Consider the following 26,545-nt stretch of genomic DNA (forward strand, 5'->3'; position numbering starts at 1 on the left):
GGCAACGGAATCGTTTTACTCACGAACTAACCCTAGTGGGCGCCTGATCGGCGTGTGCGGTTGCGTGGGCGGTGCCCACAGCGCACGGTGACGGCCATGGACACCGCGCTGCCGCCGCCTCTCGCCGTGCATCTCGAGGAGTTCGCCGAGCATCTCGACCTGCGGGGAGGACGGTCCGCCCACACGATCCGCGCGTACACGACCGACATCCGAAGTCTGCTTGCCCACCTCGAGGCCGGCCACCCGGATGCGCGGATCGACGACCTCACCCTCGAGGTGCTGCGCTCCTGGCTGGCCGACCAGGTGGCGGGCGGCGCTGCCCGCACGACCTTGGCGCGGCGCACCTCCTCCGCCCGCACCTTCTGCGCGTGGCTGGCCCGCACCGGCCGGCTCGACCACGATCCCGCGGCTCGGTTGGTGTCGGCCCGCACCCACCGCACCCTTCCGCCGGTGTTGCGTGCCGATCAGGCATCCGAGGTGATGGCGGCTGCGGAGGCCGGTGCGCGCGAGCTGGACCCGGTGGCGCTGCGCGATCGACTCGTGCTGGAACTGCTGTACGCGACGGGGATCCGGGTCGGGGAGCTGTGCGGGCTCGACGTCGACGACGTCGATGCCGACCGTCGGTCGCTGCGCGTGCTCGGTAAGGGCAACCGGGAACGGACCGTGCCGTACGGCGCGCCCGCGGCCGCCGCGCTCGACGCGTGGCTGCACAGCGGGCGGCCCGCCCTCGCGCGCCCGGATTCCGGGCCTGCGCTTCTGCTCGGTGTACGCGGCGGCCGGCTGGGCCCGCGCCAGGTCCGGTCCGTGGTGCACGAGAACGTAGCCGCAGTCCCCGGCGCACCCGATCTCGCGCCGCACGGGCTGCGGCACAGCGCCGCGACCCATCTGCTCGAGGGCGGTGCCGACCTGCGGGTGGTGCAGGAGTTGCTGGGTCACGCGAGCCTTGCGACGACCCAGCTCTACACCCATGTGTCGGTAGCGCGGTTGCGGGCGGCGCACGAACAGGCGCATCCGCGGGCGTGACCCGGGCGACGAAGACCCCGAGGTTTGGTACCGTCGCCGCCGCATCTGCTGCGCAATCCGGGGGGAATTCGTGGGGTACGAGGAGTCGACGCACGCTCTGCCTGCCTGGCTTCGGGACGAACCGGAGCCGGCGGGCCGCCGCGGAAGGCGACGGGGCGGCGACCGTGCGGTCGTGCCGCCCGAGCAGCCGGAGCCGTCTCCGCAGCCCGTACAACGACCATCCGGGACCACATCCCCGCCCGTGGATGTGGACCGACCGGCCGGTCCACCGGCCCCGGTGCCGTCTGTCCCGTTCGGCATGCCGTCTTCGGACCGTCCCGCGTCTGTGCCCGAAGCGCGGGTCGTCGAGCCGACGGTTCCCGCCCCGCCCGATGCCGAACCTGACACCGCCGAACCTGACACCGCCGAACCTGACACCGCCGAACCCGACACCCCCGAGCCCGGCACCCCCGAGCCCGGCACCCCCGAATCGGCGGAGCCGGAACCGGTGATCACCGCACAACCTGCCGACGCCGTCGCCGGACCCACCACTGCCGGGGAGGAGACCGCGGCGCAGAACGGCCCCGGAGAGCATCCCCGCACCGAGCCCGCGCCGCCTCCACCGACGCCCGGCTCGGAAGCCACCGGGTCGCCCCTGCGGGAGGCGGACGACCCCGAAGGCCGGCCGTCGTCGATCCGTTCCGGGCCTTCCACCCCAGGGCACTGCCGGGAAGCCGGCACGGTGGAGTCCGGCGCCCCGGAGCCGCGGCCGTCCGATCAGGACCTGACCTCCGGCGCGCTGGTCCGGCGGCCCCGGCGCTCTCCCGCAACCGGTTGGCGGCGCAGCGTGCACCGGCTCACCGGCGGAATCCTCGCGCCCGGCGAATCGACTGACGAGACGTATCGGCGTGAGCTCGAGGACCGGGTTCGGCAGCCGATCAGCGGCGACTACCGGATCGCGGTGCTGTCCCTCAAGGGCGGTGTCGGGAAGACGACGACCACCGTCGGACTCGGCTCCACGTTCGCCTCGCTGCGGGGGGACTGTGTGATCGCGGTCGACGCGAATCCCGACTTCGGGACGCTCGCGCAGCGAGTGCCCCAGCAGACCGGGTCCACGGTGCGCGACCTGCTCGCCGCGGCCCCGCGGATCTCCCGCTACGCCGACGTCCGCGCCCACACGTCGCAGGCGCCGAGCCGTCTCGAAGTGCTTGCGAGCGAACGCGACCCGGCGGTGTCGGAGGCGTTCAGCGAGGACGACTACCGCCGCGTCGTGGACATCCTGCGGGTGTACTACAACGTCGTCCTCACCGACTGCGGCACGGGCATCATGCATTCGGCGATGCGGGGGGTGCTCGATCTCGCCCACGCACTCGTGCTGGTCGCGTCCCCGGCGATCGACGGGGCGCGGAGCGCGGCCGCGACACTCGACTGGTTGCAGCACCACGGTTTCGGGGCACTCGTCGAGCGCACCGTCGTGGTGATCAGCGCTGCCCGGCCCGGGGCCACCAACATCGACATGCAGGCACTGACGGGACACTTCCTCGCGCGGTGCCGGGCCGTGCAGGTGGTGCCGTTCGACGAACACCTTGCCGAGGGGGCCGAGATCGACCTCGCTCTGCTCCGGCCTGCCACTCGTCGCGCCTTCCTCGAACTCGCCGCCATGGTTGCCGACGACTTCGCGGCAGTGTCGGGACGCCACGCCGCGGACCGCCGCCCGTAGCCGAGCCGCGGCCGCGGCTGAGCGGTTCCGCCGCCGCGCCCGGACACGGGCTCGAGACGGATCACCGACCGCACGAGCGGCAACGGGTCGAGGTAGTCGTCGCGGCCTCGGCGCAGACCCCAGTGCAGGCAGGCCGCCGTGGGGCAGCCCTCGTGGCCCGGCTCGAGGGAGCCGAGCGGATCCCCCCGTTCCACGCGCCGGCCCGCGGCGACCGTCGCGGTCACCGGCTCGTAGGTGGTGCGCAGCCCACCGGCGTGCTCCACCGAGACGACAGGTTTGCCGGCGACGGTCCCCGCGAACACCACCACGCCGGCGCCGGCGGCGAACACCGGCTGCCCGGGCCGGCCGGCGAGGTCGGCGCCTCGGTGCCCGGGCAGCCAGTCGTGCTCGGGACCGTCGAACGGGCGGGCCACGACCGGCCGTGGCTGCAGCGGCCAGCCGAACTCGCGGGAGGACGCCGCGGCGGGAACCGACCCCGCGAGCGCGGCGAGCGCGATCAGGACGGCGATCCCGGTGATCTTCATCCGCCCAGCGTGCCGGGCGGTGCCGGCGACGGACAGAGCCTTTCCGGCATTGTGGACAACCCTCCGATTCGTCCACAGATCGGCCGAACCGGCCCGCTGATCAGGCAGTTGTGGTTCCCGGCGGGCAAGGCCGTACACTGTTCGAGCGGTCTGTGTTCGCAGATCGACTTCGCGCGTCCGCGCGCTGATCGCCGCCCGGTGTTCCGGGCGCCATCGGAAATTGGCCGTCGGCCGGTCCCGCAAGGGTCCGACGGGCATGCGGACGCCAGGGCGGGGATCACCCGATCTCCCGCGGCAACCGAATCGAAAGAGAGAACAGCCATGGCTGTCGTAACAATGAAGCAGCTGCTCGACAGCGGCGCCCACTTCGGTCACCAGACCCGTCGCTGGAACCCGAAGATGAAGCGGTTCATCTTCACCGACCGCAACGGCATCTACATCATCGACCTGCAGCAGACCCTGACGTACATCGACAAGGCGTACGAGTTCATCAAGGAGACGGTCGCCCACGGTGGCACCGTGCTGTTCGTCGGCACCAAGAAGCAGGCGCAGGAGTCCATCGCGGAAGAGGCCACCCGGGTCGGGATGCCCTACGTGAACCAGCGCTGGCTCGGCGGCATGCTCACCAACTTCTCCACCGTCCACAAGCGTCTGCAGCGCCTGAAGGAGCTGGAGTCGATGGAGCAGACCGGTGGCTTCGAGGGGCGCACCAAGAAGGAAATCCTCATGCTCACGCGTGAGAAGACCAAGCTCGAGCGTACGCTCGGTGGCATCCGCGACATGGCCAAGGTGCCGTCGGCGATCTGGGTCGTCGACACCAACAAGGAGCACATCGCCGTCGGCGAGGCCCGCAAGCTGAACATCCCGGTCGTCGCGATCCTCGACACCAACTGCGATCCCGACGTCGTCGACTACCCGATCCCGGGCAACGACGATGCGATCCGTTCGGCTGCGCTTCTGACCAAGGTCGTCGCCTCCGCCGTCGCCGAGGGCGTGCAGGCCCGTGCCGGCCAGAGCGCCGACAAGGACGCCAAGCCGGAGGCCGGCGCCGGCGAGCCGCTCGCCGAGTGGGAGCAGGAGCTGCTCGCGCAGGCCACCCCGGCCGCCGAAGCCGAGGCCCCCGCCGCCGACGCGGCGCCCTCCGCCGAAGCCTGATCCGATGCGCGGCCCCGACCGGTAGATCCTGAGATCATGGTCGGGGCCGTCGCACGCGACCGCGCCGCATCAGTGCACCCGCACGCGACCGAGCCGCATCAGAGGAAACTTCCGCGCGAGCACCCATCGCGCACAACAGACACAGGAGGCTCGCTTCCCATGGCGAACTACACCGCCGCCGACGTCAAGCGTCTGCGTGAGCTCACCGGCTCCGGAATGCTGGCGTGCAAGAACGCCCTCGCCGACAACGACGGCGACTTCGACAAGGCCGTCGAGCAGCTGCGCATCAAGGGCGCCAAGGACGTGGGCAAGCGCGCCGAGCGCTCCACCGCCGAAGGCCTGGTCGCCGCGAAGAACGGCGTGCTCATCGAGCTCAACTCCGAGACCGACTTCGTCGCCAAGAACGACGAGTTCCAGGCCCTCGCCGAGAAGATCGTCACCGCCGCGGCCGACGCCAAGCCGGCCGACCTCGAGGCCCTCAAGGCCGTCGAGATCGACGGCAAGACCGTCGACACCCTCGTGCAGGAGCTCTCCGCCAAGATCGGCGAGAAGCTCGAGCTGCGTCGTCTCGCCGTCTTCGACGGCCCCGTCGCGGTGTACCTGCACAAGCGTGCGTCCGACCTGCCGCCGGCCGTCGGCGTGCTCGTCGAGTACTCCGGCGAGGGCGACGCCGCCGCAGAGGCCGCTCGCGCCGCCGCGATGCAGGTCGCCGCGCTGAAGGCGAAGTACCTCTCCCGCGACGAGGTTCCGGCCGACACGGTCGAGAACGAACGCCGCATCGCGGAGGAGACCGCCAAGAACGAGGGCAAGCCGGAGGCAGCCCTGCCGAAGATCGTCGAGGGTCGTCTCAACGGCTTCTTCAAGGACGTCGTGCTGCTCGAGCAGGCCTCGGTGACGGACTCCAAGAAGACCGTCAAGGCGCTTCTCGACGAGGCCGGCGCCTCCGTGTCGCGCTTCGTGCGTTTCGAGGTCGGCGCCAGCTAGACCTCTCGTTTCCTCGACCCCGTCGGCGCTCGCCGGCGGGGTCGAGGCGCGTCGGCGACCCGATATCGGGCCGATCGGACACTCGCGCCCCCGTCTCGGTTCCACGGGGTCGGATGAGGCAGGATGAAAGGGCCGAACCACCGCTCGACCCGAGGAGAACCATGTCCGAACACGCCCAGGAACGTCCCGGTTTCCGTCGGGTGCTGCTCAAGCTCGGTGGGGAGATGTTCGGCGGGGGCAAGGTCGGTCTCGACCCGGACGTGGTGACGACCGTGGCGGAGGAGATCGCCGAGGTCGTCCGCTCCGGGGTGGAGGTGGCCGTGGTCATCGGCGGCGGCAACTTCTTCCGCGGCGCCGAACTGCAGCAGCGCGGCCTCGACCGTGCTCGCTCCGACTACATGGGCATGCTCGGCACGGTGATGAACTCCCTTGCGCTGCAGGACTTCCTGGAGAAGCAGGGTGTGGACACCCGGGTACAGACCGCCATCACGATGGGGCAGGTCGCCGAGCCGTACCTGCCGCTGCGGGCCCGCCGGCACCTCGAGAAGGGCCGCGTGGTGATCTTCGGTGCCGGCATGGGCATGCCCTACTTCTCCACCGACACCACCGCCGCGCAGCGCGCCCTCGAGATCGGCGCGGAAGTGGTCCTGATGGCCAAGGCCGTCGACGGGGTCTACTCGGCCGACCCGCGGATCGACGCCGACGCGACCCTGTTCACCGAGATCACCCACCGCGAGGTCATCGAGAAGGGGCTCAAGGTCGCGGACGCGACCGCCTTCAGCCTCTGCATGGACAACGACATGCCGATCATGGTCTTCAACCTGCTCACCGAGGGGAATATCGCTCGGGCCGTCGCCGGTGAGAAGATCGGAACACTCGTACGGTCATGAACGGACAACGGAACATGGAGGAACAGCCGTGATCGATGAAGCTCTCTTCGAAGCCGAGGAGAAGATGGAAAAGGCCGTCACGGTGGCCAAGGACGATCTCGGATCCATCCGCACCGGCCGCGCGAACCCCGGCATGTTCTCCAGGATCGTCGTCGACTACTACGGAGCGCCCACCCCGGTCACGCAGATGGCCAGCATCAACGTCCCCGAGGCGCGGATGGTGGTCGTCAAGCCCTACGAGGCCTCGCAGCTCGGTCCGATCGAGACCGCGATCCGCAACTCCGACCTGGGCGTCAATCCGACCAACGACGGGTCCCTGATCCGGATCTCCATCCCGCAGCTGACCGAGGAACGCCGCCGCGAACTGGTCAAGCAGGCCAAGGCGAAGGGCGAGGACGCCAAGGTGTCCGTGCGCAACGTGCGGCGCAAGGCGATGGAGGAACTGCACCGCATCCAGAAGGACGGCGAGGCCGGCGAGGACGACGTCACCCGCGCGGAGAAGGAGCTCGACAAGACCACGGCGAAGTACGTGGCGCACATCGACGAGCTGGTCAAGCACAAGGAAGCCGAGCTGCTGGAGGTTTAACCGTGGGTACCGCCGCCGGGTCGTCCGATCCGCAGCTCCCCCTGGGCGTCACCGACGCCGACTCGGCAGCCGAAGCCGCGAAGGCGGACACCGAGGTCCCGCCGGGCCGGCCCGATCCGATCCCTGCCGCAGAGCCGGAGAAGAAGGCGTCCCGGGCCGGCCGGAACCTGCCCGCCGCCGTGGGCGTGGGCGCCGGCCTCGGCGGCCTCGTCATCGGCGTGCTCGCGTTCGCCCCCAAGGCTTGGCTCCTCGTCGTCGCGGTGGCCATCGCGATCGCCACCTGGGAGGTCACCAAGCGCCTGCGTGAGGCGGACGTCCTGGTTCCCCGTATCCCGCTCCTGGTCGGGGGGCAGGCGATGATCTGGCTCGGCTGGCCCTACGGCACCACCGGTGTGCTCGGCGCCTTCGCCGGCACCACCGTCGTGTCGATGCTGTGGCGGTTGTTCGACCGCGGACTGCGGGGCCGGCCCCGCAACTACCTGCGTGACACCGCGGTCACCGTCTTCACCGCGGCCTGGGTACCGTTCCTCGCGTCGTTCGCGACGCTGATGGTCCTCGAGGACGACGGCGCCGCCCGGGTGTTCTGCCTGATGATCGTGTGCGTCGCATCCGACGTCGGCGGATACGCGTCCGGCGTGTTGTTCGGCAAGCACCCGATGGCGCCCGCGATCAGCCCGAAGAAGTCCTGGGAGGGTTTCGGCGGGTCGGTTCTCGCCTGCATCGTCGCCGGCGTGCTCACGGTGATCCTGCTGCTCGACGCCGCCTGGTGGATCGGTGCGCTCCTCGGTGTCGTGCTCGCCGCCACGGCCACGGCGAGCGACCTCATCGAGTCGCAGGTCAAGCGGGATCTCGGCATCAAGGACATGGGCACTCTGCTGCCCGGCCACGGCGGGATCATGGATCGGCTGGACTCCATCCTGCCGTCCGCGTTCGTCGCCTGGCTCGTCCTCGGGGCCTTCGTCTAGGCCGGTGGCGAGCAGGCAGCGGTCCGACCCGCACGGGGTGGTGCCCAGCCCCAACATCTGGCACTGGCCGGAGGTCTACGAGGAGGAGAACCGGGCCCAGGACGTCCACGGCGTGGTGTACACGGCGTTGCGCGAGTCATGCGACTGGGCCGGTCGCGACGTCGTCGACGTGGGCTGCGGCACCGGTTTCCACCTGCCGATGTTCGCGGCCGCCGCGCGCACCGTGACCGGTGTCGAACCGCACCCGCCGCTGGCGGAACTGGCCCGCCGACGGACGCTGGACCAGCCGGGCGTGCGGGTGCAGACCGGTTCGGCCGAGCAACTGCCGCTCGCGGACAGCAGCGTGGACCTCGTGCACGCCCGCACCGCGTACTTCTTCGGCCCCGGATGCGGGGCGGGTATCGCCGAGGCGATGCGCGTGCTGCGGCCCGGCGGCGCCCTCGCGATCGTCGATCTCGACGCGACCGCCCATCCGTACGGCGAATGGATGCGCGCGGACCTGCCGCACTACGACCCGTCCGCAGTCGAGGCATTCTTCGACGCCCAAGGCTTCGATCTGCGCCGGCTCGACACCGAGTGGCGTTTCCCGGACCGCGCCACGCTCGAGCGCGTACTCGGCATCGAGTTCGGCCCACGTGTCGCCGAACGCGCGGCGCGCGGCACGGCAGGCACCACCCTCACGGTGCGCTACCGGCTGCACGTGCGCCGCAAGCCCCGGGGCCTGGAGATCTCCTGACCGTGCCGCGAACCTGCCGGTGGCCGCGGACCTAACGGTGGTGGGTGCCCCGGATGCGGAACACCCGGGCCAGTTCGCTGATCCGCTTGGCCTTGGCCAGGCGGGGCAGGTCACTGCCGTCGCGCACACCGCGGCCGTCCTCGCCGAGCGTGTCGATCACGTCGCGGGCCCAGCCGACCTCGTCGGAACTGGGGCTCAGGGCCGCGTTGGCGAACGGTGCCCGGGCCGGGGTCATGCACAGCTTCCCGGTCATTCCCATCGAGGCGGTCAGCTTCGCCTCCCGCTCGAGAACCTCGGGGTCGTCGGTCAGCGACGGTCCGTCGACGGGACCGGGCAGGCGGGCCGCCCGGCTCGAGACGACCAGGCGGGAACGCGGGTAGGCCATCGCGAGCGGTGAGTCGTCCATGCCGGTGTCGCGGCGGAAGTCGCCGCTGCCGAACGCCAACCGGAACGTTGCGTCGGCGCGGGCGATCTCGGGCGTGGCCTCGAGGCCCACCGCCGACTCGATGAGTACGAGGATGCGGGTTCCGGGCGGCAACTGAGCGGCGGTGGCGTCGACCTGCTGGCCGCTTTCGGTCTTGGCGAGCATCACGCCCTGCAGGCCGGGAACACCGGCGAGCGCGGTGAGATCGTCGGCCCAGTGCACGGTGGTGGCGTCGTTGATCCGCACCCAGGCCCGGCCGCCGCCGCGCAGCCATTCGACGACATGATCCCGCGCGGCGGCTTTGCCGGCCGCCGGCACGGCGTCCTCGAGGTCGAGGATGACGGCATCGGCTGCGGACGCGGCAGCCGCGGCGAAGCGCTCCGGGGCGCTGCCCGGAACGAGCAGCCAGGATCGGGCGAGCTCGGGTGCGACGGTGGCGGAGGCGGGGGCATCCAGGTGGGCGGTCACGTCAGGCTCCTCGGGTGAAGGTCTTGTCTCCAGGGTGCCCTCTTGTCGCCGCCCCGACGAGATTGGGTGCGTTGTGTTCGTCACCCGCCGCTGGGCGGCGTGGTCCTACCGCCGCTTCGCGGCGCGCTTGATCTGCAGGATCCGCACGCCGCCCGCCAGGGCCATGACGAGGGCTCCCGCGATGGCGGACAGCAGCAGGCTCACCCCGAGCGGCAGGGTGAACTCCCACGCGAACAGTTCCATGGTGACCGGATCGAGGTTCTGCAGGATGAACACGAGCAGCAGAATCAGGACCAGAACACCGATGACCAGGCCGGTCCACGTCGACGCCGCGCGGCTGCGGTCGAGGGGAACCTCCGGAGCGGGACGGAGGTCGGAATCGGGCGTGGCCTTCGTCGAGCCCTGCCGGTCGAGCCGATCCCCGGCGGGCAGGTCGGGTACCGGGTCGGGCAGATTCGCGGGGCGTTCGGTCATGGATCGATCATCTCGCTCCGGCCGCCGCTGCACACCGAATTCGGCGAGGAAGACCGGCTCCGCCGCCGTGATGGATAATGGGTCATTATGCCCTCCTCTCTTCCCCTGGTTTTCGACGCGCCCAAACGCGGAATGCCGCCGCGTCACCTCGCCGACCTCGATGCCGAGCAGCGCCGGGCGGCCGTGCGTGAACTGGGTCTGCCGGCCTTCCGGGCCGATCAGCTGGCCCGGCACTACTACGGGCGGCTCGAGGCCGATCCGGAGAAGATGACGGATCTGCCGGCGAAGGTGCGCGAACAGGTGGGGGCAGCGTTCTTCCCTGCCTTGCTGACACCGGTCAAGCACGTGGCGTGCGACGGCGGCGAGACCCGCAAGACGCTGTGGCGCGCCGGGGACGGCACCCTCCTCGAGAGTGTGCTCATGCGTTATCCCGACCGCGCCACGCTGTGCATCTCGAGCCAGGCCGGCTGCGGGATGGCCTGCCCGTTCTGCGCGACCGGCCAGGGCGGCCTGGACCGGAACCTGTCCACCGCCGAGATCGTCGATCAGGTGCGCGCCGCGGCAGCGGCCCTGCGCGACGGTGACGTCGCCGGGGGACCGGGCCGGCTGTCCAACGTGGTGTTCATGGGCATGGGGGAGCCGCTGGCGAACTACAAGCGGGTGGTGGCCGCCGTGCGGCGCATCACCGCCCCGCCGCCGGAAGGTCTGGGACTGTCGCAGCGGTCGGTCACCGTCTCCACCGTCGGTCTGGCGCCGGCGATCCGCCGCCTCGCCGACGAGGGACTGCACGTGACCCTCGCCGTGTCGCTGCACACGCCGGACGACGAACTGCGCGACACGCTGGTGCCGGTCAACAACCGCTGGCCGGTCGCCGAGGTGCTCGACGCCGCGCGCTACTACGCCGACCGGACCGGTCGCCGGGTCTCCGTCGAGTACGCCCTGATCCGCGACGTCAACGACCAGCCGTGGCGGGCGGACATGCTGGGCAGGAAGCTGCACAAGGCCCTCGGCCCGCTCGTGCACGTGAATCTGATCCCGCTCAACCCGACGCCGGGCAGCGAATGGGACGCCAGCCCGAAGCCGGTCGAGCGCGAGTTCGTCCGTCGCGTCCAGGCTCAGGGGGTCTCGTGCACCGTCCGGGACACGCGGGGCCAGGAGATCGCCGCAGCCTGCGGCCAGCTCGCCGCCGAGAACTGAACCCGGCCTCGCGGCAAACGAAGGGTCCGCCCGGGACGAACCGGGCGGACCCTTCGGCGTTGCTGCGGGGAGGTGCAGCTACCTGCGACGCCGGCGCCGGACGATGTCGCGCACCAGGATGGCGACGAGCGCCGCGGCGAAGCCGATGAGGAACCAGTTCTCGACGTTGCCGTTGTGGTTACCGATGATCATCGCGAGCAGGAACAGGGCGACGAGCCAGCCCATGAAACGGAACAGGCGGGGAGCCTCGCCACTCCAGCCCCACTCCGCCGACGGCACCTCGGCCGTGTCGACGCCAGTGGTCTTCAACTCGGTACCGGCCACCGCTTGTCCTCCTGGTCGCAAAGATCTTCGCTGTTGGGCCAATCGTGACATACGACCGGCCGTCGTACGAAGTGGGGGCGCGCTCCCGCGCGCCGGACGGGTGATTCAGCCTCCCCTCAGGAGGGTCGGGAACAATATCGGCGTGGTCGACTCCCAACCCAGCCCCCGCACCCGTGTCCTGCTGCTCGGCAGCACCGGCTCCATCGGCACCCAGGCACTCGAGGTGATCGCCGCCAACCCCGACCGGTTCGAGGTGGTCGGTCTCGCCGCCGGTGGTGGCAGCATCGATCTGCTCGCCGAGCAGATCCGCGTCACCGGCGTCACCGAGGTGGCCGTCGCGAACGCCCGGGCCGCCGCGCGGCTCGACATCCCGGGCCTGCAGGTCCGCAGCGGGCCGGAGGCGGTGACGGGGCTGGTGCGCGACGTCGAGGCCGACGTGGTGCTCAACGCCCTCGTCGGATCCCTCGGCCTGGAGCCGACGCTGGCCGCCCTGGCGACGGGCGCACGCCTGGCGCTGGCCAACAAGGAGTCGCTCGTCGCGGGCGGCGCACTGGTCACCGCCGCCGCGGCCCCGGGGCAGATCGTGCCGGTGGACTCGGAGCACTCGGCGCTGGCCCAGTGCCTGCGCGGCGGCAGCCCCGACGAAGTGGCCCGGCTCGTGCTCACCGCCTCCGGCGGTCCGTTCCGCGGCTGGACGGCCGAACGGCTCGAGTCGGTCACCCCCGAGCAGGCCGGCGCCCATCCGACCTGGTCGATGGGCCCGATGAACACCCTGAACTCGGCGACCCTGGTGAACAAGGGACTGGAGCTGATCGAGACGCACCTGCTGTTCGGCATCGGTTACGACCGGATCGACGTCACCGTGCACCCGCAGTCGATCGTGCACTCGATGGTCACCTTCACCGACGGTTCCACCCTCGCCCAGGCGTCGCCGCCGTCGATGAAGCTGCCCATCGCGCTCGCGTTGGGCTGGCCGCACCGGATCGCGGACGCGGCGCCAGCCCTCGACTTCGCGACCGCCTCGACCTGGGAGTTCGAGCCGGTGGCGCACGACGTGTTCCCGGCGATCGAGCTGGCACGGGCCGCGGGGGAGGGCGGTGGCTGCCTGACCGCGGTGTACAACGCCGCCAACGAGGTGGCCGCGGAGGCGTTCCTCGCCGGTGCCCTGCCGTTCCCCGGGATCGTGCGCACGGTGGCGGCGGTGCTGTCCGACGCCGACGACTGGTCCGCCGCACCCGCTACCGTGGAAGATGTGCTCGCCGCCGACGGCTGGGCTCGGGACCGAGCCCACGCGCTCGTGAAGTAGGAGGACCGGCCACCGATGATGTTCGTTCTGGGCGTCGTGCTGTTCGCCCTCGGCATCGCCGTATCCATCGCCCTGCACGAGGCCGGACACATGTGGACCGCGCAGCGTCTGGGGATGAAGGTGCGGCGCTACTACATCGGGTTCGGGCCGCGGCTGTTCTCGTTCCGGCGGGGTGAGACCGAGTACGGCCTCAAGGCGATCCCGGCGGGCGGGTTCTGCGACATCGCGGGCATGACGGCGCTCGACGAGCTGGCTCCGGACGAGCACGAGCGCGCCATGTTCAAGCAGAAGGCGTGGAAGCGCGTCGTGGTGATGTCCGGCGGCATCGCGATGAACTTCGTCCTCGGCATGGTGTTGATCTTCGGGCTCGCCGTGGCGTGGGGTCTGCCCCGGCTGGGGGAGACCCCGGCGGAGATCGGCGAGCTCTCGTGCGTCGCACCGACCCAGGCCGGTGAGTCCGGGGGCTACGAGCTCGCGCCGTGCAGCGGGCCGGGTCCGGCCGCCGCTGCCGGCCTCGAAGTCGGGGACGTTGTCGTCTCCGTCGGCGGCACCGAGGTCGCGACGTTCGCGGACCTGGTCGACGTCACCCGCGCCGCGACCGGCACGGTGGATTTCGTCGTCGAGCGCGACGGCCGCACGTTGACGATCCCGGTGCCGGTCCAGTCCGCCCAGCGGTGGGTGCAGGACCCCGAGACGGGCGCGATCACTTCGGAGACCGTCAGCGCCATCGGCGTGGCCGCGCCGCCGTCCGTCACCGAGTACAACGCGGTCACCGCGGTGGGTGGCACGCTGCAGTTCACCGGCGACATGTTCGTCCTCACCGCGCAGGCCCTCGCCGACCTGCCCAGCAAGGTGGGGGCGCTGTGGGAGTCGGTGACGGGCGGCGAACGCGACCCCGACACCCCGATCAGCGTGGTCGGCGCCTCCGTCATCGGTGGGCAGGTCGCCGAGCGTGGCATCTGGCAGATGTTCGTCCTGCTGCTCGCGCAGCTGAACTTCTTCCTGGGCATGTTCAACCTGCTCCCGCTGCTGCCGCTCGACGGCGGCCACATCGCCGTCGTCGCGTACGAGAAGGTCCGCAACTGGATCCGCGGGCTGCGCGGGCTGCCGGTCGGCGGCCCGGTCGACTACACGAAGCTGCTACCCGTCACCTACGTGTTCGTCCTCATCGGCGGCGCGTTCATGCTGTTGACACTCACCGCGGACATCGTCAACCCCATCCAGCTGTTCTGACCCGCATCGCTAGAATTGCCGCGTAGCTACGAAAGAAGGCGAAACGTGACCAGCCCCGTCGGTTTGGGCATGCCCGAAGTCCCCGCCGTCCTCGCGCCCCGGCGCAAGACCCGTCAACTCATGGTCGGCGACGTCGGCGTGGGCAGCGACCACCCGGTGTCGGTGCAATCGATGTGCACCACCAAGACACACGACGTCAACGCGACGCTGCAGCAGATCGCCGAGCTCACCGCGTCCGGCTGCGACATCGTCCGGGTCGCGTGCCCGCGCCAGGAGGACGCCGACGCGCTCGCCACGATCGCGAAGAAGAGCCAGATCCCGGTCATCGCGGACATCCACTTCCAGCCGCGCTACATCTTCGCCGCCATCGACGCCGGCTGCGCCGCGGTGCGCGTCAACCCCGGCAACATCAAGGAGTTCGACGGCCGCGTCAAGGAGGTCGCCAAGGCCGCCGGTGACGCGGGCATCCCGATCCGTATCGGGGTCAACGCCGGCTCGCTGGATCCGCGCATCCTGAGCAAGTACGGCAAGGCCACGCCCGAGGCGCTCGTCGAATCCGCGTTGTGGGAGGCGAGCCTGTTCGAGGAGCACGGCTTCGGCGACCTCAAGATCTCGGTCAAGCACAATGACCCCGTCGTGATGGTCGAGGCCTACCGTCAGCTCGCCGCGCAGTGCGACTACCCGCTGCATCTGGGGGTGACCGAGGCCGGGCCCGCGTTCCAGGGCACGATCAAGTCGGCCGTCGCGTTCGGTGCGCTGCTCAGCGAGGGCATCGGCGACACCATCCGGGTGTCGCTGTCGGCGCCGCCCGCCGAGGAGATCAAGGTCGGCACCCAGATCCTGCAGTCGCTGAACCTGCGCCCGCGCAAGCTCGAGATCGTCTCCTGCCCGTCGTGCGGCCGCGCCCAGGTCGACGTCTACACCCTCGCCGACGAGGTCACCGCCGGCCTGCAGGGCATGGAGGTGCCGCTGCGGGTCGCGGTCATGGGATGCGTCGTCAACGGCCCCGGGGAGGCACGCGAGGCCGACCTCGGCGTCGCGTCCGGCAACGGCAAGGGCCAGATCTTCGTCAAGGGCAAGGTCGTCAAGACCGTGCCCGAGGCCCAGATCGTCGAGACGCTGATCGAGGAGGCCATGCGCATCGCCGAGGAGATGGAAGGCGACGCCGGCACCGGAAACCCGGTGGTCTCGGTCGGCTGAACCGGTTCGGCGGGCACAGGACTCCCGCGCGGCCCCGGCTTCTGGCAGTCTGATTGCGTATCCGCAGTCGACAGGTGGTGGGACGTGCTCAAGCTTCTGGGAGTCCGGTCTCTCGGTGGCCGTGACACCGCACACGTGTTGCGGGTGCTGGCCCGCGATCCGGTGGCGGCGTGCATGGTGGCCGGCCGGATCGAGGAGTACGGTCTCGATTCCCGCGCAGTCGGCGGCGACATGTGGAGCCGGGGCGGACCCGACGAGTCGCTGTGCTTCTCGGGGGCGAACCTCGTCCCGCTGCTCGGTGATCGCGACGATCTGCACGCCTTCGCGGACCGCGCCGCCCGTGGCCCCCGCCTGTGCTCGTCGCTCGTCGGCCGCGCCGAACTCGCATTGCCGATGTGGGAGGTCCTGCAGCCGGAATGGGGTCCCGCGCGTGAGGTGCGGGCCGAACAACCGCTGCTGGTACTCGACCGGGAACCCCTCGTCGTCCCCGACCCGCTGGTGCGGCGCGTGCGACCGGACGAGATCGACGCCTACATGCCGGCCGCGATCGCTATGTTCCGCGAGGAGGTCGGGGTGGACCCGTGCGCGGGCGACGGCGGATCGGGATACCGACGCCGGGTCCAGAGCCTGATCGCCACCGGACGCGCATGGGCCCGCTTCGAGCACGGCCGCGTGGTGTTCAAGGCCGAGATCGGCTCCCAGTCCTCGTCGGTGGGGCAGATCCAGGGTGTGTGGGTGGACCCCGGCAGGCGCGACGCCGGCCTCGGCTCGACCGGCACCGCGGCCGTCGCCGCCGCCGTCACCGCCGGTGGCCGGCTGCCGAGCCTGTACGTCAACAGCTTCAATCACCGCGCCCGCGCGGCGTATGCCCGTATCGGCTTCCGGCAGGTCGCGACCTTCTGCACGGTTCTGCTGGACTGAGGGGCCGCTTCGACCGGGTCCGTGTCGCCTCCCCGATCCCGGGTGCCACCGGTCCTACGATGACGGCGATGAGAACTCGATCCACCCGCGCCCCGGTCCCGCCTGTCCGGTTCGTCGCGGCACCGCGCCGGCTCGTGCCGATCCTGGCAGCCGCCGTCGCGCTGGCCGGCGGCGTCGTGGCATGCACTCCGAAACCCGCCGGACCGGAGCCTGCCGCCCAGGAGTTCCTCACCGACTTCGCCGACCGGGACTTCGCCGCGGCCGCTGCCCTGACCGATCGTCCCGAGTCGGCCGAGGAGGCGCTCGCGGCGACGTGGTCGGGGCTGCAGGCGGAAGGGCTCGAGGTGGACACCGACGGGGTGCGGATCGAGGGGGACACCGCGACCGTCACCTACGTCTACGAGTGGGACCTGCCCGGCGAGCGTGTGTGGCGGTACTCCGGGCAGATGAACATGGGCCGCAGCGGCGAGGACTGGGTGGTGCGCTGGACGCGATCGAACCTGCATCCCCAGCTCGGGGACCGGCAGCGGATGCAGCTGCGGACCAATCCCGCCCCGCGTGCCCGCGTCAACGAGCATTCCGGCTCGGACGTGCTCGTCCCGGGCATCGTCTACGGAATCGGTTTCGATGCTGCGCAGGCCGGCGACGTCCGGGCGGCGGCGCGGGCGCTGTCGGCGGCGCTGACCGAGTTCGACCCGTCGCTGACCGCGCAGTCGATCGCCGAGACCGCGACGGCCGCCGACGGCGCCTACTCGGTCGTGCGGCTGCGCGAGGAGGACTACGAACGCGTCGCCGACACCCTCGCGGCGGTGCCCGGCGTCACGATCACCGAGCAGGCCGATCTCGTCGCCACCGACCGCACCTTCGCCCCCGACCTCGTCGGCCAGGTCAAGAAGACCGTCATCGACGAGGTGGACGGCAAGGCCGGGTGGAGTGTCGTCGCGGTCAACCAGAACGGTGTCGACACCGGGGTGCTCACCGAGACCCCACCCGAACCCGCGCCGTCCTTCTCGGTCAGCCTGGACCGTCCCATCCAGGTGGCAGCGCAGGCCGCCGTGGACGCGCGCACCGACCAGGCGATGATGGTGGTGATCGAGGCATCGACCGGCGCGGTCCTCGCCGTCGCGCAGAACAAGGCCGCCGACCGGGACGGCCCCGTCGCGCTGGCCGGGCAGTATCCCCCCGGCTCGACCTTCAAGATCATCACCTCCGGCGCCGCGATCTCCGGAGGTGTCGCCACCCCCGGCACGATGGTGCCCTGCCCGGGCCGGATCACGATCGGCGAACGCAGCGTCCCGAACTATAACGAGTTCTCCGTCGGCACCGTGCCGATGGCGACGGCGTTCGCGCGCTCGTGCAACACCTCGTTCGCCAAGATCGCCTCCGAGCTGGCGCCCGACGCCCTCACCGTGGCGGCGTCCCAGTTCGGCATCGGTCCTGACTACGACATCGTGGGCATGCCCACGTTCTCCGGGTCGGTGCCGCCCGCCGAGGACATGGTCCAGCGCGCCGAGGACGGCTTCGGTCAGGGGCGTGTCGTCGTCAGCCCGTTCGGGATGGCGCTCGCCGCGGCGACCGTCGCGCACGGGAGCACCCCGGTGCCGTACCTGCTGCAGGGACGCGAGACCGTCGTGACCGGGGACCGGCCGCCGGTAACCCCGGAGATGGTCGACGGCCTGCGCGGCATGATGCGCCTGGTGATCACCAGCGGCACCGCCGAACGCATCCGCGACCAGGGCGAGGTGTACGGCAAGACCGGGGAGGCCGAGGTCGAGGGCGGTTCGCATGCCTGGTTCGTCGGCTACCGCGGGGACCTGGCGTTCGCGACGCTCGTCGTGCGCGGCGGCAGTTCCGACAACGCCGTCGCTGTCACGCGCGACATGTTCGCGGCGCTGCCGGAGGGCTACTGACCGGCCGGGCGCGGCGCGGGAGAGCCCTCCGGTCGCCGGTCAGGGCAGCAGCCCCAGGCGCCGCGCGGCCACGACGGCCTCGTGCCGGGTGTGGGCGTCGAGCTTGCCCATCGCGCTGCGCAGGTAGCTCTTGACCGTCTCCTGACCGACCGACAGCCGGTCGGCGATCTCGGCGTTGGTGCATCCCAGCGCCACGTGCGCGAGCACGTCGGTCTCGCGTGGCGAGAGCACCACGTCGGTCTGCTGCGGTGCCGGGCCGCCCAGCGCCCCGGCCAGCCGGTCCGACAGGGCCCGCAGCTTGCGCTGTAGGCCGGCATCCTCGACGCACTGGGCGAGGCCGCGCAGTTCCGCATGCACGTCCCGGATCTGGGCGGCCGCGACCGGGCTCTCGGCCGGGCGGTCGAGGGAGCCGAGCATCGCCAGCCGCCGGTCCACCTCGTCCCGGACGGCGATCTCGCTGCTGAGCCGTCGCGCCGCCTGCACGAAGGCTCCCACCGCGCGGTCGCCGATCGGTGAGCACTCCCGGATCGCGCCGTAGAGCACGGCACGCGCCGCGCCGCTCACCATCACCGGCACCGCGAGGATCGAGCGCAGCCCCTCGCCGAGGACCGGCCGATCGAAGTGGTGGGTGATCGACGACGACCGGCCGTAGTCCGGCACCGTCGCCGGCCGGGCCCGGTCCACCACGAGCCCGCCCAGGCCGGCCCGCGGCGGCACCACGACTCCCTCGAGGCCGTTGGTGCGGGTGCCGAAGAACTCGGTCAGATGCAGGTTCCCGTCGCGGACCTCCCCGGCGAACACCACAGGGATCAGGGCCTCCGCCGCGGTACGACGGAGTTCCCCGCGCAGTGCATCGCTGTCGCGGGGACGAAGGAGAGGCGAGGTGCCGGCCGGCGCCATCGGTCACCCCTTTCCGGGGGTATCGGGACGGACGTGTGACTTGGATCATAAAGGAATCGATCCTCGGGACGTTCACCCCGGGGTGCTTCATGAGAGGACGGATTCGATGACCACCGAGACCACCGCGCGTGCGCATTCCGGACAGGAGGCACGGGTGCGGGAACTGCTGGACCGCTACGACACCGTCGACGCGTGCGCCGCAGAGCTGTTGTGCGACGGGCATCCCGCGGACGCCGTCGCGTTCACAGTGGTCGAGGCGGACCTGACCGCGACCGACCTGACCTTCGGTGAGCTGCGTGAGCAGTCGACCCGGTTCGCCGCAGCCCTCGCCGATCTCGGCGTCGAGCCGGGCGACCATGTCGCCACCCTGATGGGCAAGTCCGCGGACCTGGTGGTGGCCCTGCTGGGCATCTGGCGTCGCGGTGCCGTGCACGTGCCGCTGTTCACCGCGTTCGCGCCCCCGGCGATCGGTTTCCGGCTGCAGGCCAGCGGGGCGAAGGTCGTCGTCGCCGACGCGGATCAGGTCGGCAAGCTCGCGCCCGGCGAGGACATCCCCGCCGACGCGTCGTGGCAGATCGTCGTCGCGGGTCCCGCCGAGGACACTGCCGCCGGCATCGGGGTGAGCTTCGCCGACCTGGTGGCCTCGCACGATGCGGACGATCCGCGCGGTGCCGCGGTCGCCGTCGGTGGGCACGGCGGGCTCGTGCAGCTGTTCACCTCCGGCACGACCGGCACCCCGAAGGGTGTGCCGGTGCCGGTGCGGGCGCTCGCGTCGTTCCACGCCTACCTGGACTTCGGCCTGGACGTGCGTGAGGACGACGTGTTCTGGAACGCCGCCGATCCCGGCTGGGCCTACGGGCTCTACTACGCGCTGCTCGCGCCGCTGGCCGCCGGGGTGCGCAGCCTGCTGCTGCACGCCGGGTTCTCCGCCTCCCTCACCTGGCAGGTGATGGAGAAGTTCGGGGTCACCAACTTCGCGGCCGCGCCCACCGTCTACCGCAGCCTGCGGGCGGACTCGGCGCCGGTGCCGGAGTCGATCTCGCTGCGGCGCGCCTCGTCCGCCGGCGAGCCGCTCACCCCGGACGTCGTGGCGTGGTCCGAGCAGACCCTCGGCGTGATCGTGCGCGACCACTACGGCCAGACCGAGCACGGCATGTTCGTCGTCAACGCGTGGGCCGACGGGCTGCGCGAGCAGGTGCGGCCGGGGTCGATGGGCAAGCCCCTGCCCGGGTGGTCCTGCGCCGTGCTCTCCGACGACTCAGACGAGATCGCCGCCCCCGGCGTGCCCGGCCGGGTTGCGATCGACACCCACGCCAGCCCCCTGCTGTGGTTCACGGGGTACGTGGACGCACCGGAGAAGACCGCGCAGCGGTTCACCGAGGACGGCCGCTGGTACCTCACCGGCGACGCCGGCCAGGTGGACGAGGACGGGTTCTTCTACTTCTCCGCCCGCGACGACGACGTGATCATCATGGCGGGTTACCGGATCGGCCCGTTCGACGTCGAGAGCGTGCTGGTGATGCACGAGCATGTGGTCGAGGCCGCCGTCGTCGGTATGCCCGATCAGTTGCGCGGCGAGGTGCTCGAAGCGTTCGTGGTGCTGCGCGACGGAGTGGAGGGCACCGACGAGCTCGAGGCGGAGCTGCAGCAGCTGGTCAAGCGCAAGTTCGCGGCGCACGCCTACCCGCGGACCGTGCACTTCGTGCCGCAGCTGCCGAAGACGCCGAGCGGCAAGATCCAGCGCTACATCCTGCGCCAGGGCTGAGCCGCCCGCGTGGGGCGGCGCGGCCGACGCCGCGTCGCCCCTCGCCGGCCGGGGCTTATCCTGGTGACCATGCCTGTTCGCACCGCACTCGTCCCCGGAACCGTCTCGCCCGTCCGCGCCGTCCCCAACGGGATCGAGCGACCGGAGTACGCGTGGAAGCCGACGGCGAACGAAGGGCACGAGCCGTGGGTGCAGACCCCCGAGACCATCGAGAAGATGCGGGTCGCGGGCCGTATCGCCGCCCAGGCGCTGGCCGAGGCGGGCCGGGCCGTCGCGCCGGGCGTGACCACCGACGAACTGGACCGGATCGCGCACGAGTACATGTGCGACCACGGCGCGTATCCGTCGACGCTGGGGTACAAGGGCTTCACCAAGTCGTGCTGCACGTCGCTGAACGAGGTGATCTGCCACGGCATCCCGGATTCGACGGTGCTCGAGGACGGCGACATCGTCAACATCGACGTCACCGCCTACATCGGGGGAGTGCACGGCGACACCAATGCCACGTTCCTGGCGGGCGAGGTCTCCGAGGAGCACCGCCTGCTCGTGGAGCGGACCCGCGAGGCGACGATGCGGGCGATCAAGGCGGTCAAGCCGGGCCGAGCGCTCAACGTCGTCGGCCGGGTCATCGAGTCCTACGCGAACCGGTTCGGATACGGGGTGGTGCGTGACTTCACCGGCCACGGCATCGGCGAGACGTTCCACAACGGGCTGGTGATCCTGCACTACGACCAGCCGTCCGTCGACACCGTGCTCGAGCCGGGCATGGTGTTCACGATCGAGCCGATGATCAACCTCGGCACCGTCGACTACGAGATCTGGGACGACGGCTGGACCGTGGTCACCAAGGACCGCAAGTGGACCGCCCAGTTCGAGCACACCATCGTGGTCACCGACACCGGAGCGGACATCCTCACGCTGCCGTGACGCAGCCGGGTGCCGGACGCATCGCCTTGTCGCGTACCGTGCTTCGGCATGGAACCGACTGACGTGGCGATCCCGGCCGGCACCTTCACCGTGCGCATCGACGGCCCCGAGAGCCGGCATGCGGTGCTGTTGCTGCCCGGCGCCGGGGAATCCGCCGACGTCTACGACGCGGTGTGTGAGCGGCTGCACCGTTCGGATCTGCGTACGTTCGTCCCGGAGACCATCGAGGGTCTCGACGTCGCGGGCGTGCACGCACTGCTCGACGCCCTGCAGTTGCGGTGGGTGCACCTCGTCGGCAGCGGGGCAGGAGCGGAGCTGGCGTGGGCGGCCGCCTCGGGCCGGTTCGGGCGGTTCGCCAGCCTGGTGGTCGCCGACCGGGGCCACCCGGCGGTCCCGGACGTCGAGGGCGTCGTACGGGACGCGAACGCCGCCCCCGCCGAGGTGCCTACCACCGTAGTCGTGGGCAGCGCTGCCCGCCGCCCGGAGGCCGACGCCTCGATGCGGTACGTCCTGTCGGAGTTCCGCGTCGTCGAACTGAGCGGAGTGGACAACATCCCGGCCGAGGCGCCCGCGGAACTGGCCGGCGCGATCGCCCTGCGCACCGGCAGCTGGTAGGCGGCTTCGCCGCCGGTGTGTCCTTCGGGTGGCCCCCACCGCCTGAAGGACACACCGGTCACAACCCCAGGAGAGCGTTCTCGACCAGTTCCGGCAGGGCCGGATGGATCCAGTACTGGCCGGTGGCCGTCTCCCGGGCGGTGAGACCGAAGCTCATCGCCTGGATCAGGGGCTGGATCACCGACGACGCCTGGGCGCCCAGGATGTGCGCGCCGAGCAGCTTGCCCGTGGTGCGATCGGCGATCACCTTGCAGAAGCCCTCGGTGTCCTCCATCGCCCAGCCGTACGCGACGTCGCCGTAGTACTGGATCTTCACCGCGACGTCGTAGCCCTGGGCGCGGGCCTGTTCCTCGGTCAACCCGACCGTCGCGACCTGCGGGTCGGTGAAGACCGCGGACGGCACGAACCGATGGTCCGAGCGGCGCAGGACCGAGAGGTCCTCGCCCCACGCGTCGTGGAGCAGATTGTGCTGTACGACGCGGGCCTCGTGATTGGCGACGTGCTTGAGCTGGTGCGGCGACGAGACGTCGCCGAGCGCGAATACCCCGCGCGCGGTGGTGCGCTGGAACTCGTCGACGACGATCCGGCCGTCGTCGTGCAGCGCGATGCCGCCCGCGGCGGCGTCGAGTGCGTCCCCGTTGGGTGTGCGGCCGACGGCGACGAGCAGCGCGTCGCCGCTGACGATGGTGCCGTCGGCCAGTTCCACCTCGACGCCGTCACCGACGGGTCGGAACGCCGTCGCGGGGTTGGACAGGTGCACGTCCCACCGGTCGGTGGCCAGGCCGGTGAAGTGCTCGGCCAGATCGTGGTCGAGGTGCCGCAGCAACTGGCCGGTACGGGCGAGCACCGACACCCGGGTGCCGAGAGCGGAGAAGACGTGCGCGAACTCCATCGCGATGAACCCGGAGCCGAGGATCACCAGCGATTCCGGCAGTTTCGGCAGCCGCATGATGTCGTCGTTGGTGTAGTAGCGGACCCCGCCGTCGAGCACCTCCTGCGGGATCACCGGACGCGCGCCCGCTGCGACGACGACCTGGTCGGCGGTGATGATCTCGCCCGCACCGGTGTCGAGGGTGCGCTCGCCCACGAACCGGGCGTGCCCGCGGTGGACGGTGACATTCGCGCAGTCCTCGGTGCGGTAGCGGTCTCCGCCGGCCGCGATCGGGTCGATCCGGCCGAACACCCGGTCGACGATGTCGCTCCACCGAACCCCGTCGAGCGTCGCGTCGACGCCGTACTTCGCGGCCTTGCGCACGGTCTGCGCGACCTCCGCCGCATAGACGTACATCTTGGTGGGGATGCAGCCGACGTTGAGACAGGTGCCACCGAAGGTGCCCTGCTCGAGGATCGCCACCTTCCGGCCGTCGAATCGCTCGTCGATGATCGAGTTTCCGGATCCGGTGCCGATGATGGCCAGGTCGTAGTGACTCACTGTTCTCCCGTTGTCAGGTTCGTGTGGACGATCACAGGGATCTGCTGTGACCGTCCAACCAGTCCAGCCACAGATCCAATTCCCGGAATGCCACGTCGAGCACGTCGGGTGTGGAGAGGAACACATCGTGGCGGGCCCCGGTGATCGGAACGATCGTCGTGCGATCGCCCAGGCATCCGGCCCACCGGGCGATCTGCTTGACGTCGAGGACCGCGTCGGCGGTGTCCACCGTGGGGTCGTACGCGGGGGCCCAGCGGGTGTCCTTCGACCGCAGGATCAGCGACGGAACGCCGACATCGAGGCCGCGGTGCAGTTTCGCGTGGCCGCGCCGGACCGCACGGAGCCAGCCGAACGTGACGGGAAACCCGGCCAGCGGCTTCCAGTCCAGGTCGTACTCCCAGTGGCCGTTGGCGTCCTTGTGCAGGCTCATCCCGTAGGTGTCCAGGCTCTGCCCCGGGATGACGGCGCGGCTGCGGACCCGCCCGACGGCATCGACCGCGACGGTACCGAGGCCGCGCAGGATCGACGGTCCCTGCAGGTCGAACCACGGGCTGTTGAGGATCAGGCCGTGGATCCCGGCGCCGCCCGTGCCGCCGGGCCGGCGGTTCAACCGATCGAGCCACAACGGCAGGACCAGCCCGCCCGTGGAATGCGCCACGAGCAGGATGCCGCCGCCGACCTCACCGCGGACGATCCGCAGTGCCTCCTCGAGTTCGGCGTCGTAGTAGGTCAGATCGGTGACGAAGTGCGGTGTCTGTCCGGGTTGCCGCGAGCGCCCGCATTTGCGCAGGTCCAGGGCGAAGAACCGGTAACCCTGGGCGGCGAAGTGCTCGGCGAGGTGCTGCTGGAAGAAGTAGTCGGTGAAGCCGTGCACGTAGATCACCGCACGGTCCGGCGCGGACTCGCCGCCCGGGTAGACGGAGGGCTGGTAGCGGACGAGGGTGGCGACGGCCTCGCCCTCACCGTCCGGATCGGGGCCGAGAGGCAGCGTGAGCTGCTCGTATCCGTCACCGAGGATGTCGGGCTGCCAAGTAGTCACGATCACACTGTATTGGTCGGTACGCGGACCTGTCGTCGGGGCACAATTGGGTGAAGACAAACGCCGGACAACGCGCGGGTAACCTGTTCGTCGCAGTCGGCGCGGCCGCGACGTCGCCGGGATCCGTGAGTTCAGCGAGACCCGGCGGCCGAGCACGGACGTGCACGGGACACTCATGCGGCGCAGTGCGGAACGCAGCGGCGCGTGCGAACAGACAAGGAAGTCGATCCTCCAGTGTCAGAGAACGTGGTAGAGGCCAAGACCGATGTAGTGCTCGTGGGTGCGGGCATCATGAGCGCGACACTCGGCGCCATCCTGCGCCGGCTGCAGCCCGACTGGTCCATCACCGCTTTCGAGCGGCTCGACGCCGCGGCGGCCGAGAGCAGCGACCCCTGGAACAACGCGGGCACCGGCCACTCGGCGCTGTGCGAGCTGAACTACACGCCTGCCAAGCCCGGCGGTGGCGTGGACATCACCAAGGCGATCAACGTCAACGAGCAGTTCCAGGTCTCGCGCCAGTTCTGGGCGTTCGCGGTGGACAACGGCATCCTCACCGATCCCAAGAACTTCATCAATCCCGTTCCGCACGTCAGCTTCGTCCACGGCGCCGACAACGTGAAGTACCTGCGTGCCCGCTACGACGCGCTGGCCGGGCACCCGCTGTTCGCGGGGATGGAGTACTCGGAGAGCCCCGAGTACTTCTCCGAACGGCTGCCGCTGATGGCGCAGGGCCGTGACTTCTCCGAGCCCATCGCACTGAACTGGACCCAGGACGGCACCGACGTCGACTTCGGTGCCCTCACCAAGCAGCTGCTGAACAACGTCGCCGCCTCCGGTGGCACCGTGCACTTCGGCCACGACGTGACCGATCTGGACAAGCAGTCCGACGGCAGCTGGATCGTCAAGGTCCGCAACCGTCGCACCGGCCAGGCCCGCAAGGTGCACGCCCGGTTCGTGTTCGTCGGCGCCGGCGGCGGCGCGCTGCACCTGCTGCAGAAGTCGGGCATCGCGGAGGCCAAGGGGTTCGGCGGCTTCCCCGTCTCCGGCCAGTTCCTGCGCTGCACCAACCCGGAGCTGATCGCCATGCACAGCGCCAAGGTGTACGGCAAGGCTGCCGTGGGGGCGCCGCCGATGTCGGTCCCGCACCTCGACACCCGCGTGATCGGCGGCAAGCAGGGCCTGCTGTTCGGCCCCTACGCCGGCTGGTCCCCGAAGTTCCTCAAGAACGGCAAGTTCACCGACCTGCCCGGGTCGGTCAAGCCGAACAACCTGCTGTCGATGATCGGCGTGGGCCTCACCGAGATGGGACTGACCAAGTACCTGATCGGTGAGCTGATGCAGTCGCCGCGCGACCGTATCGGCACCCTGGGCGAGTTCGTGCCGCAGGCCCGCATGGCGGACTGGGAGCTCATCACCGCCGGCCAGCGGGTGCAGGTCATCCGCCGTAAGGGCGCAGGCGGAGTGCTCGAGTTCGGCACCGCCGTGGTCAATGCCGGCGACGGCACGATCGCCGGCCTGCTCGGCGCGTCGCCGGGGGCCTCGACCGCCGTTCCGGCGATGCTCGACGTGCTCGAACGGTGCTTCCCCGACCGGTGGACGGCATGGCAGGACACCCTGCGGGAGATGGTGCCGTCCCTCGGAGTCAAGCTCTCGGACGACACCGCACTGTTCGACAAGGTGTGGCGCTGGGGTACCAAGTCCCTGCAGCTCGATGTCGCCTCCCCGGTCGACGCCACCGCCCCGGCGGAGCCGGCGACGGTCTGACCATCCTGTCCTGGAGACGGCCCGCGCGGGATCCGGTCGGGTCCCGCGCGGGCCGTCTCGTCCGCCGGAACGTCCTGGCGTCCC

The 26,545-nt window shown here is 70.7% G+C and carries 24 protein-coding genes and 1 pseudogene; 18 read left to right on the top strand and 7 right to left on the bottom strand.

The genetic code is table 11. The features are described 5' to 3' along the window. Positions 1–96: 96 nt before the first annotated feature. Together AC2IPW_RS10345 and AC2IPW_RS10350 are read left to right on the top strand one after the other, a co-directional pair. Complete coding sequence (locus tag AC2IPW_RS10345; protein ID WP_289379239.1) at positions 97–1,023, top strand: tyrosine recombinase XerC; 927 nt, start codon at positions 97–99, stop codon at positions 1,021–1,023. A gap of 298 nt (positions 1,024–1,321) precedes the next feature. Next, positions 1,322–2,722: a MinD/ParA family ATP-binding protein gene (locus AC2IPW_RS10350; protein WP_486376822.1), complete on the top strand. Its 1,401-nt coding sequence runs from the start codon at positions 1,322–1,324 to the stop codon at positions 2,720–2,722. A gap of 38 nt (positions 2,723–2,760) precedes the next feature. Here AC2IPW_RS10350 and AC2IPW_RS10355 read toward each other — a convergent pair. Beyond that, positions 2,761–3,246 (bottom strand): annotated as a pseudogene (locus AC2IPW_RS10355) (M23 family metallopeptidase); the annotation flags it as partial. 321 nt (positions 3,247–3,567) lie between these two features. Between AC2IPW_RS10355 and rpsB the strand changes: the two are divergent. The 6 genes from rpsB (at position 3,568) to AC2IPW_RS10385 (ending at position 8,562) form a co-directional block, all read left to right on the top strand. After that, the gene (rpsB, locus tag AC2IPW_RS10360) at positions 3,568–4,401 is read left to right on the top strand and encodes a 30S ribosomal protein S2 (RefSeq protein ID WP_003939003.1); all 834 of its coding nucleotides are present in this window, start codon (positions 3,568–3,570) and stop codon (positions 4,399–4,401) included. 159 nt (positions 4,402–4,560) lie between these two features. Further along, positions 4,561–5,385 (top strand): translation elongation factor Ts, encoded by an 825-nt coding sequence (tsf, locus tag AC2IPW_RS10365; protein ID WP_003939002.1) that lies wholly within the window; start codon positions 4,561–4,563, stop codon positions 5,383–5,385. Between the two features lie 161 nt (positions 5,386–5,546). Beyond that, the gene (gene pyrH / locus AC2IPW_RS10370; protein WP_003939001.1) at positions 5,547–6,275 is read left to right on the top strand and encodes a UMP kinase; all 729 of its coding nucleotides are present in this window, start codon (positions 5,547–5,549) and stop codon (positions 6,273–6,275) included. Between the two features lie 28 nt (positions 6,276–6,303). Further along, positions 6,304–6,861, top strand: a complete 558-nt coding sequence (frr, locus tag AC2IPW_RS10375; protein WP_003939000.1) for a ribosome recycling factor — start codon at positions 6,304–6,306, stop codon at positions 6,859–6,861. A 2-nt stretch (positions 6,862–6,863) separates the two neighbouring features. Then, positions 6,864–7,826: a phosphatidate cytidylyltransferase gene (locus tag AC2IPW_RS10380; protein ID WP_416063392.1), complete on the top strand. Its 963-nt coding sequence runs from the start codon at positions 6,864–6,866 to the stop codon at positions 7,824–7,826. Positions 7,827–7,863: 37 nt separating this feature from the next. Continuing rightward, entirely contained in the window at positions 7,864–8,562 is a 699-nt protein-coding gene (locus AC2IPW_RS10385; protein ID WP_416063655.1) for a class I SAM-dependent methyltransferase, read from the top strand. A 31-nt stretch (positions 8,563–8,593) separates the two neighbouring features. Here the strand turns inward: AC2IPW_RS10385 and AC2IPW_RS10390 are convergent, their stop codons facing one another. Together AC2IPW_RS10390 and AC2IPW_RS10395 are read right to left on the bottom strand one after the other, a co-directional pair. Continuing rightward, complete coding sequence (locus tag AC2IPW_RS10390; RefSeq protein WP_289379235.1) at positions 8,594–9,454, bottom strand: HpcH/HpaI aldolase/citrate lyase family protein; 861 nt, start codon at positions 9,452–9,454, stop codon at positions 8,594–8,596. Positions 9,455–9,559: 105 nt separating this feature from the next. Next, positions 9,560–9,928, bottom strand: a complete 369-nt coding sequence (locus AC2IPW_RS10395; RefSeq protein ID WP_003938996.1) for a LapA family protein — start codon at positions 9,926–9,928, stop codon at positions 9,560–9,562. Between the two features lie 87 nt (positions 9,929–10,015). On the opposite strand from AC2IPW_RS10395, the gene rlmN reads away from it, so the two are divergent. After that, on the top strand, positions 10,016–11,125 hold the full coding sequence (rlmN, locus tag AC2IPW_RS10400; RefSeq protein ID WP_003938995.1) for a dual-specificity RNA methyltransferase RlmN: 1,110 nt from the start codon (positions 10,016–10,018) through the stop codon (positions 11,123–11,125). Between the two features lie 78 nt (positions 11,126–11,203). Here rlmN and AC2IPW_RS10405 read toward each other — a convergent pair whose 3' ends face one another. Continuing rightward, complete coding sequence (locus tag AC2IPW_RS10405) at positions 11,204–11,449, bottom strand: DUF2631 domain-containing protein (RefSeq protein ID WP_003938994.1); 246 nt, start codon at positions 11,447–11,449, stop codon at positions 11,204–11,206. Between the two features lie 142 nt (positions 11,450–11,591). On the opposite strand from AC2IPW_RS10405, the gene dxr reads away from it, so the two are divergent. From dxr to AC2IPW_RS10430, 5 genes are all read left to right on the top strand, one after another. Continuing rightward, positions 11,592–12,755, top strand: coding sequence for a 1-deoxy-D-xylulose-5-phosphate reductoisomerase (dxr, locus tag AC2IPW_RS10410; RefSeq protein WP_289379232.1), 1,164 nt, complete (start codon positions 11,592–11,594; stop codon positions 12,753–12,755). A gap of 15 nt (positions 12,756–12,770) precedes the next feature. Continuing rightward, a complete protein-coding gene (locus tag AC2IPW_RS10415) occupies positions 12,771–13,988 on the top strand; it encodes a M50 family metallopeptidase (RefSeq protein WP_289379231.1) in 1,218 nt (405 codons plus the stop codon). Between the two features lie 45 nt (positions 13,989–14,033). Further along, the gene (gene ispG / locus AC2IPW_RS10420) at positions 14,034–15,188 is read left to right on the top strand and encodes a flavodoxin-dependent (E)-4-hydroxy-3-methylbut-2-enyl-diphosphate synthase (protein ID WP_054374016.1); all 1,155 of its coding nucleotides are present in this window, start codon (positions 14,034–14,036) and stop codon (positions 15,186–15,188) included. Between the two features lie 84 nt (positions 15,189–15,272). Further along, positions 15,273–16,109, top strand: a complete 837-nt coding sequence (locus AC2IPW_RS10425; RefSeq protein ID WP_003938990.1) for a GNAT family N-acetyltransferase — start codon at positions 15,273–15,275, stop codon at positions 16,107–16,109. A 68-nt stretch (positions 16,110–16,177) separates the two neighbouring features. Next, a complete protein-coding gene (locus AC2IPW_RS10430; protein WP_486376823.1) occupies positions 16,178–18,019 on the top strand; it encodes a penicillin-binding transpeptidase domain-containing protein in 1,842 nt (613 codons plus the stop codon). 39 nt (positions 18,020–18,058) lie between these two features. Here AC2IPW_RS10430 and AC2IPW_RS10435 read toward each other — a convergent pair whose 3' ends face one another. Further along, complete coding sequence (locus AC2IPW_RS10435) at positions 18,059–18,919, bottom strand: helix-turn-helix transcriptional regulator (RefSeq protein WP_003938988.1); 861 nt, start codon at positions 18,917–18,919, stop codon at positions 18,059–18,061. 106 nt (positions 18,920–19,025) lie between these two features. Between AC2IPW_RS10435 and AC2IPW_RS10440 the strand changes: the two genes are divergently transcribed. The 3 genes from AC2IPW_RS10440 (at position 19,026) to AC2IPW_RS10450 (ending at position 22,226) form a co-directional block, all read left to right on the top strand. Then, positions 19,026–20,684 (top strand): AMP-binding protein, encoded by a 1,659-nt coding sequence (locus AC2IPW_RS10440; RefSeq protein ID WP_416063395.1) that lies wholly within the window; start codon positions 19,026–19,028, stop codon positions 20,682–20,684. Positions 20,685–20,753: 69 nt separating this feature from the next. Next, positions 20,754–21,611, top strand: coding sequence for a type I methionyl aminopeptidase (map, locus tag AC2IPW_RS10445; protein WP_003938986.1), 858 nt, complete (start codon positions 20,754–20,756; stop codon positions 21,609–21,611). A 48-nt stretch (positions 21,612–21,659) separates the two neighbouring features. Further along, positions 21,660–22,226, top strand: coding sequence for a hypothetical protein (locus AC2IPW_RS10450; protein WP_040784192.1), 567 nt, complete (start codon positions 21,660–21,662; stop codon positions 22,224–22,226). Between the two features lie 58 nt (positions 22,227–22,284). Here the strand turns inward: AC2IPW_RS10450 and mtr are convergent, their stop codons facing one another. Further along, complete coding sequence (gene mtr, locus AC2IPW_RS10455; RefSeq protein ID WP_486376824.1) at positions 22,285–23,658, bottom strand: mycothione reductase; 1,374 nt, start codon at positions 23,656–23,658, stop codon at positions 22,285–22,287. Positions 23,659–23,689: 31 nt separating this feature from the next. Next, on the bottom strand, positions 23,690–24,697 hold the full coding sequence (locus tag AC2IPW_RS10460) for an alpha/beta hydrolase (protein WP_054374771.1): 1,008 nt from the start codon (positions 24,695–24,697) through the stop codon (positions 23,690–23,692). A gap of 234 nt (positions 24,698–24,931) precedes the next feature. Here AC2IPW_RS10460 and mqo point away from each other — a divergent pair, with 234 nt between their 5' ends. After that, entirely contained in the window at positions 24,932–26,461 is a 1,530-nt protein-coding gene (gene mqo / locus AC2IPW_RS10465; protein ID WP_289379226.1) for a malate dehydrogenase (quinone), read from the top strand. Positions 26,462–26,545 lie beyond the last annotated feature (84 nt).

This window comes from Rhodococcus sp. NS-SX18, assembly GCF_057367935.1.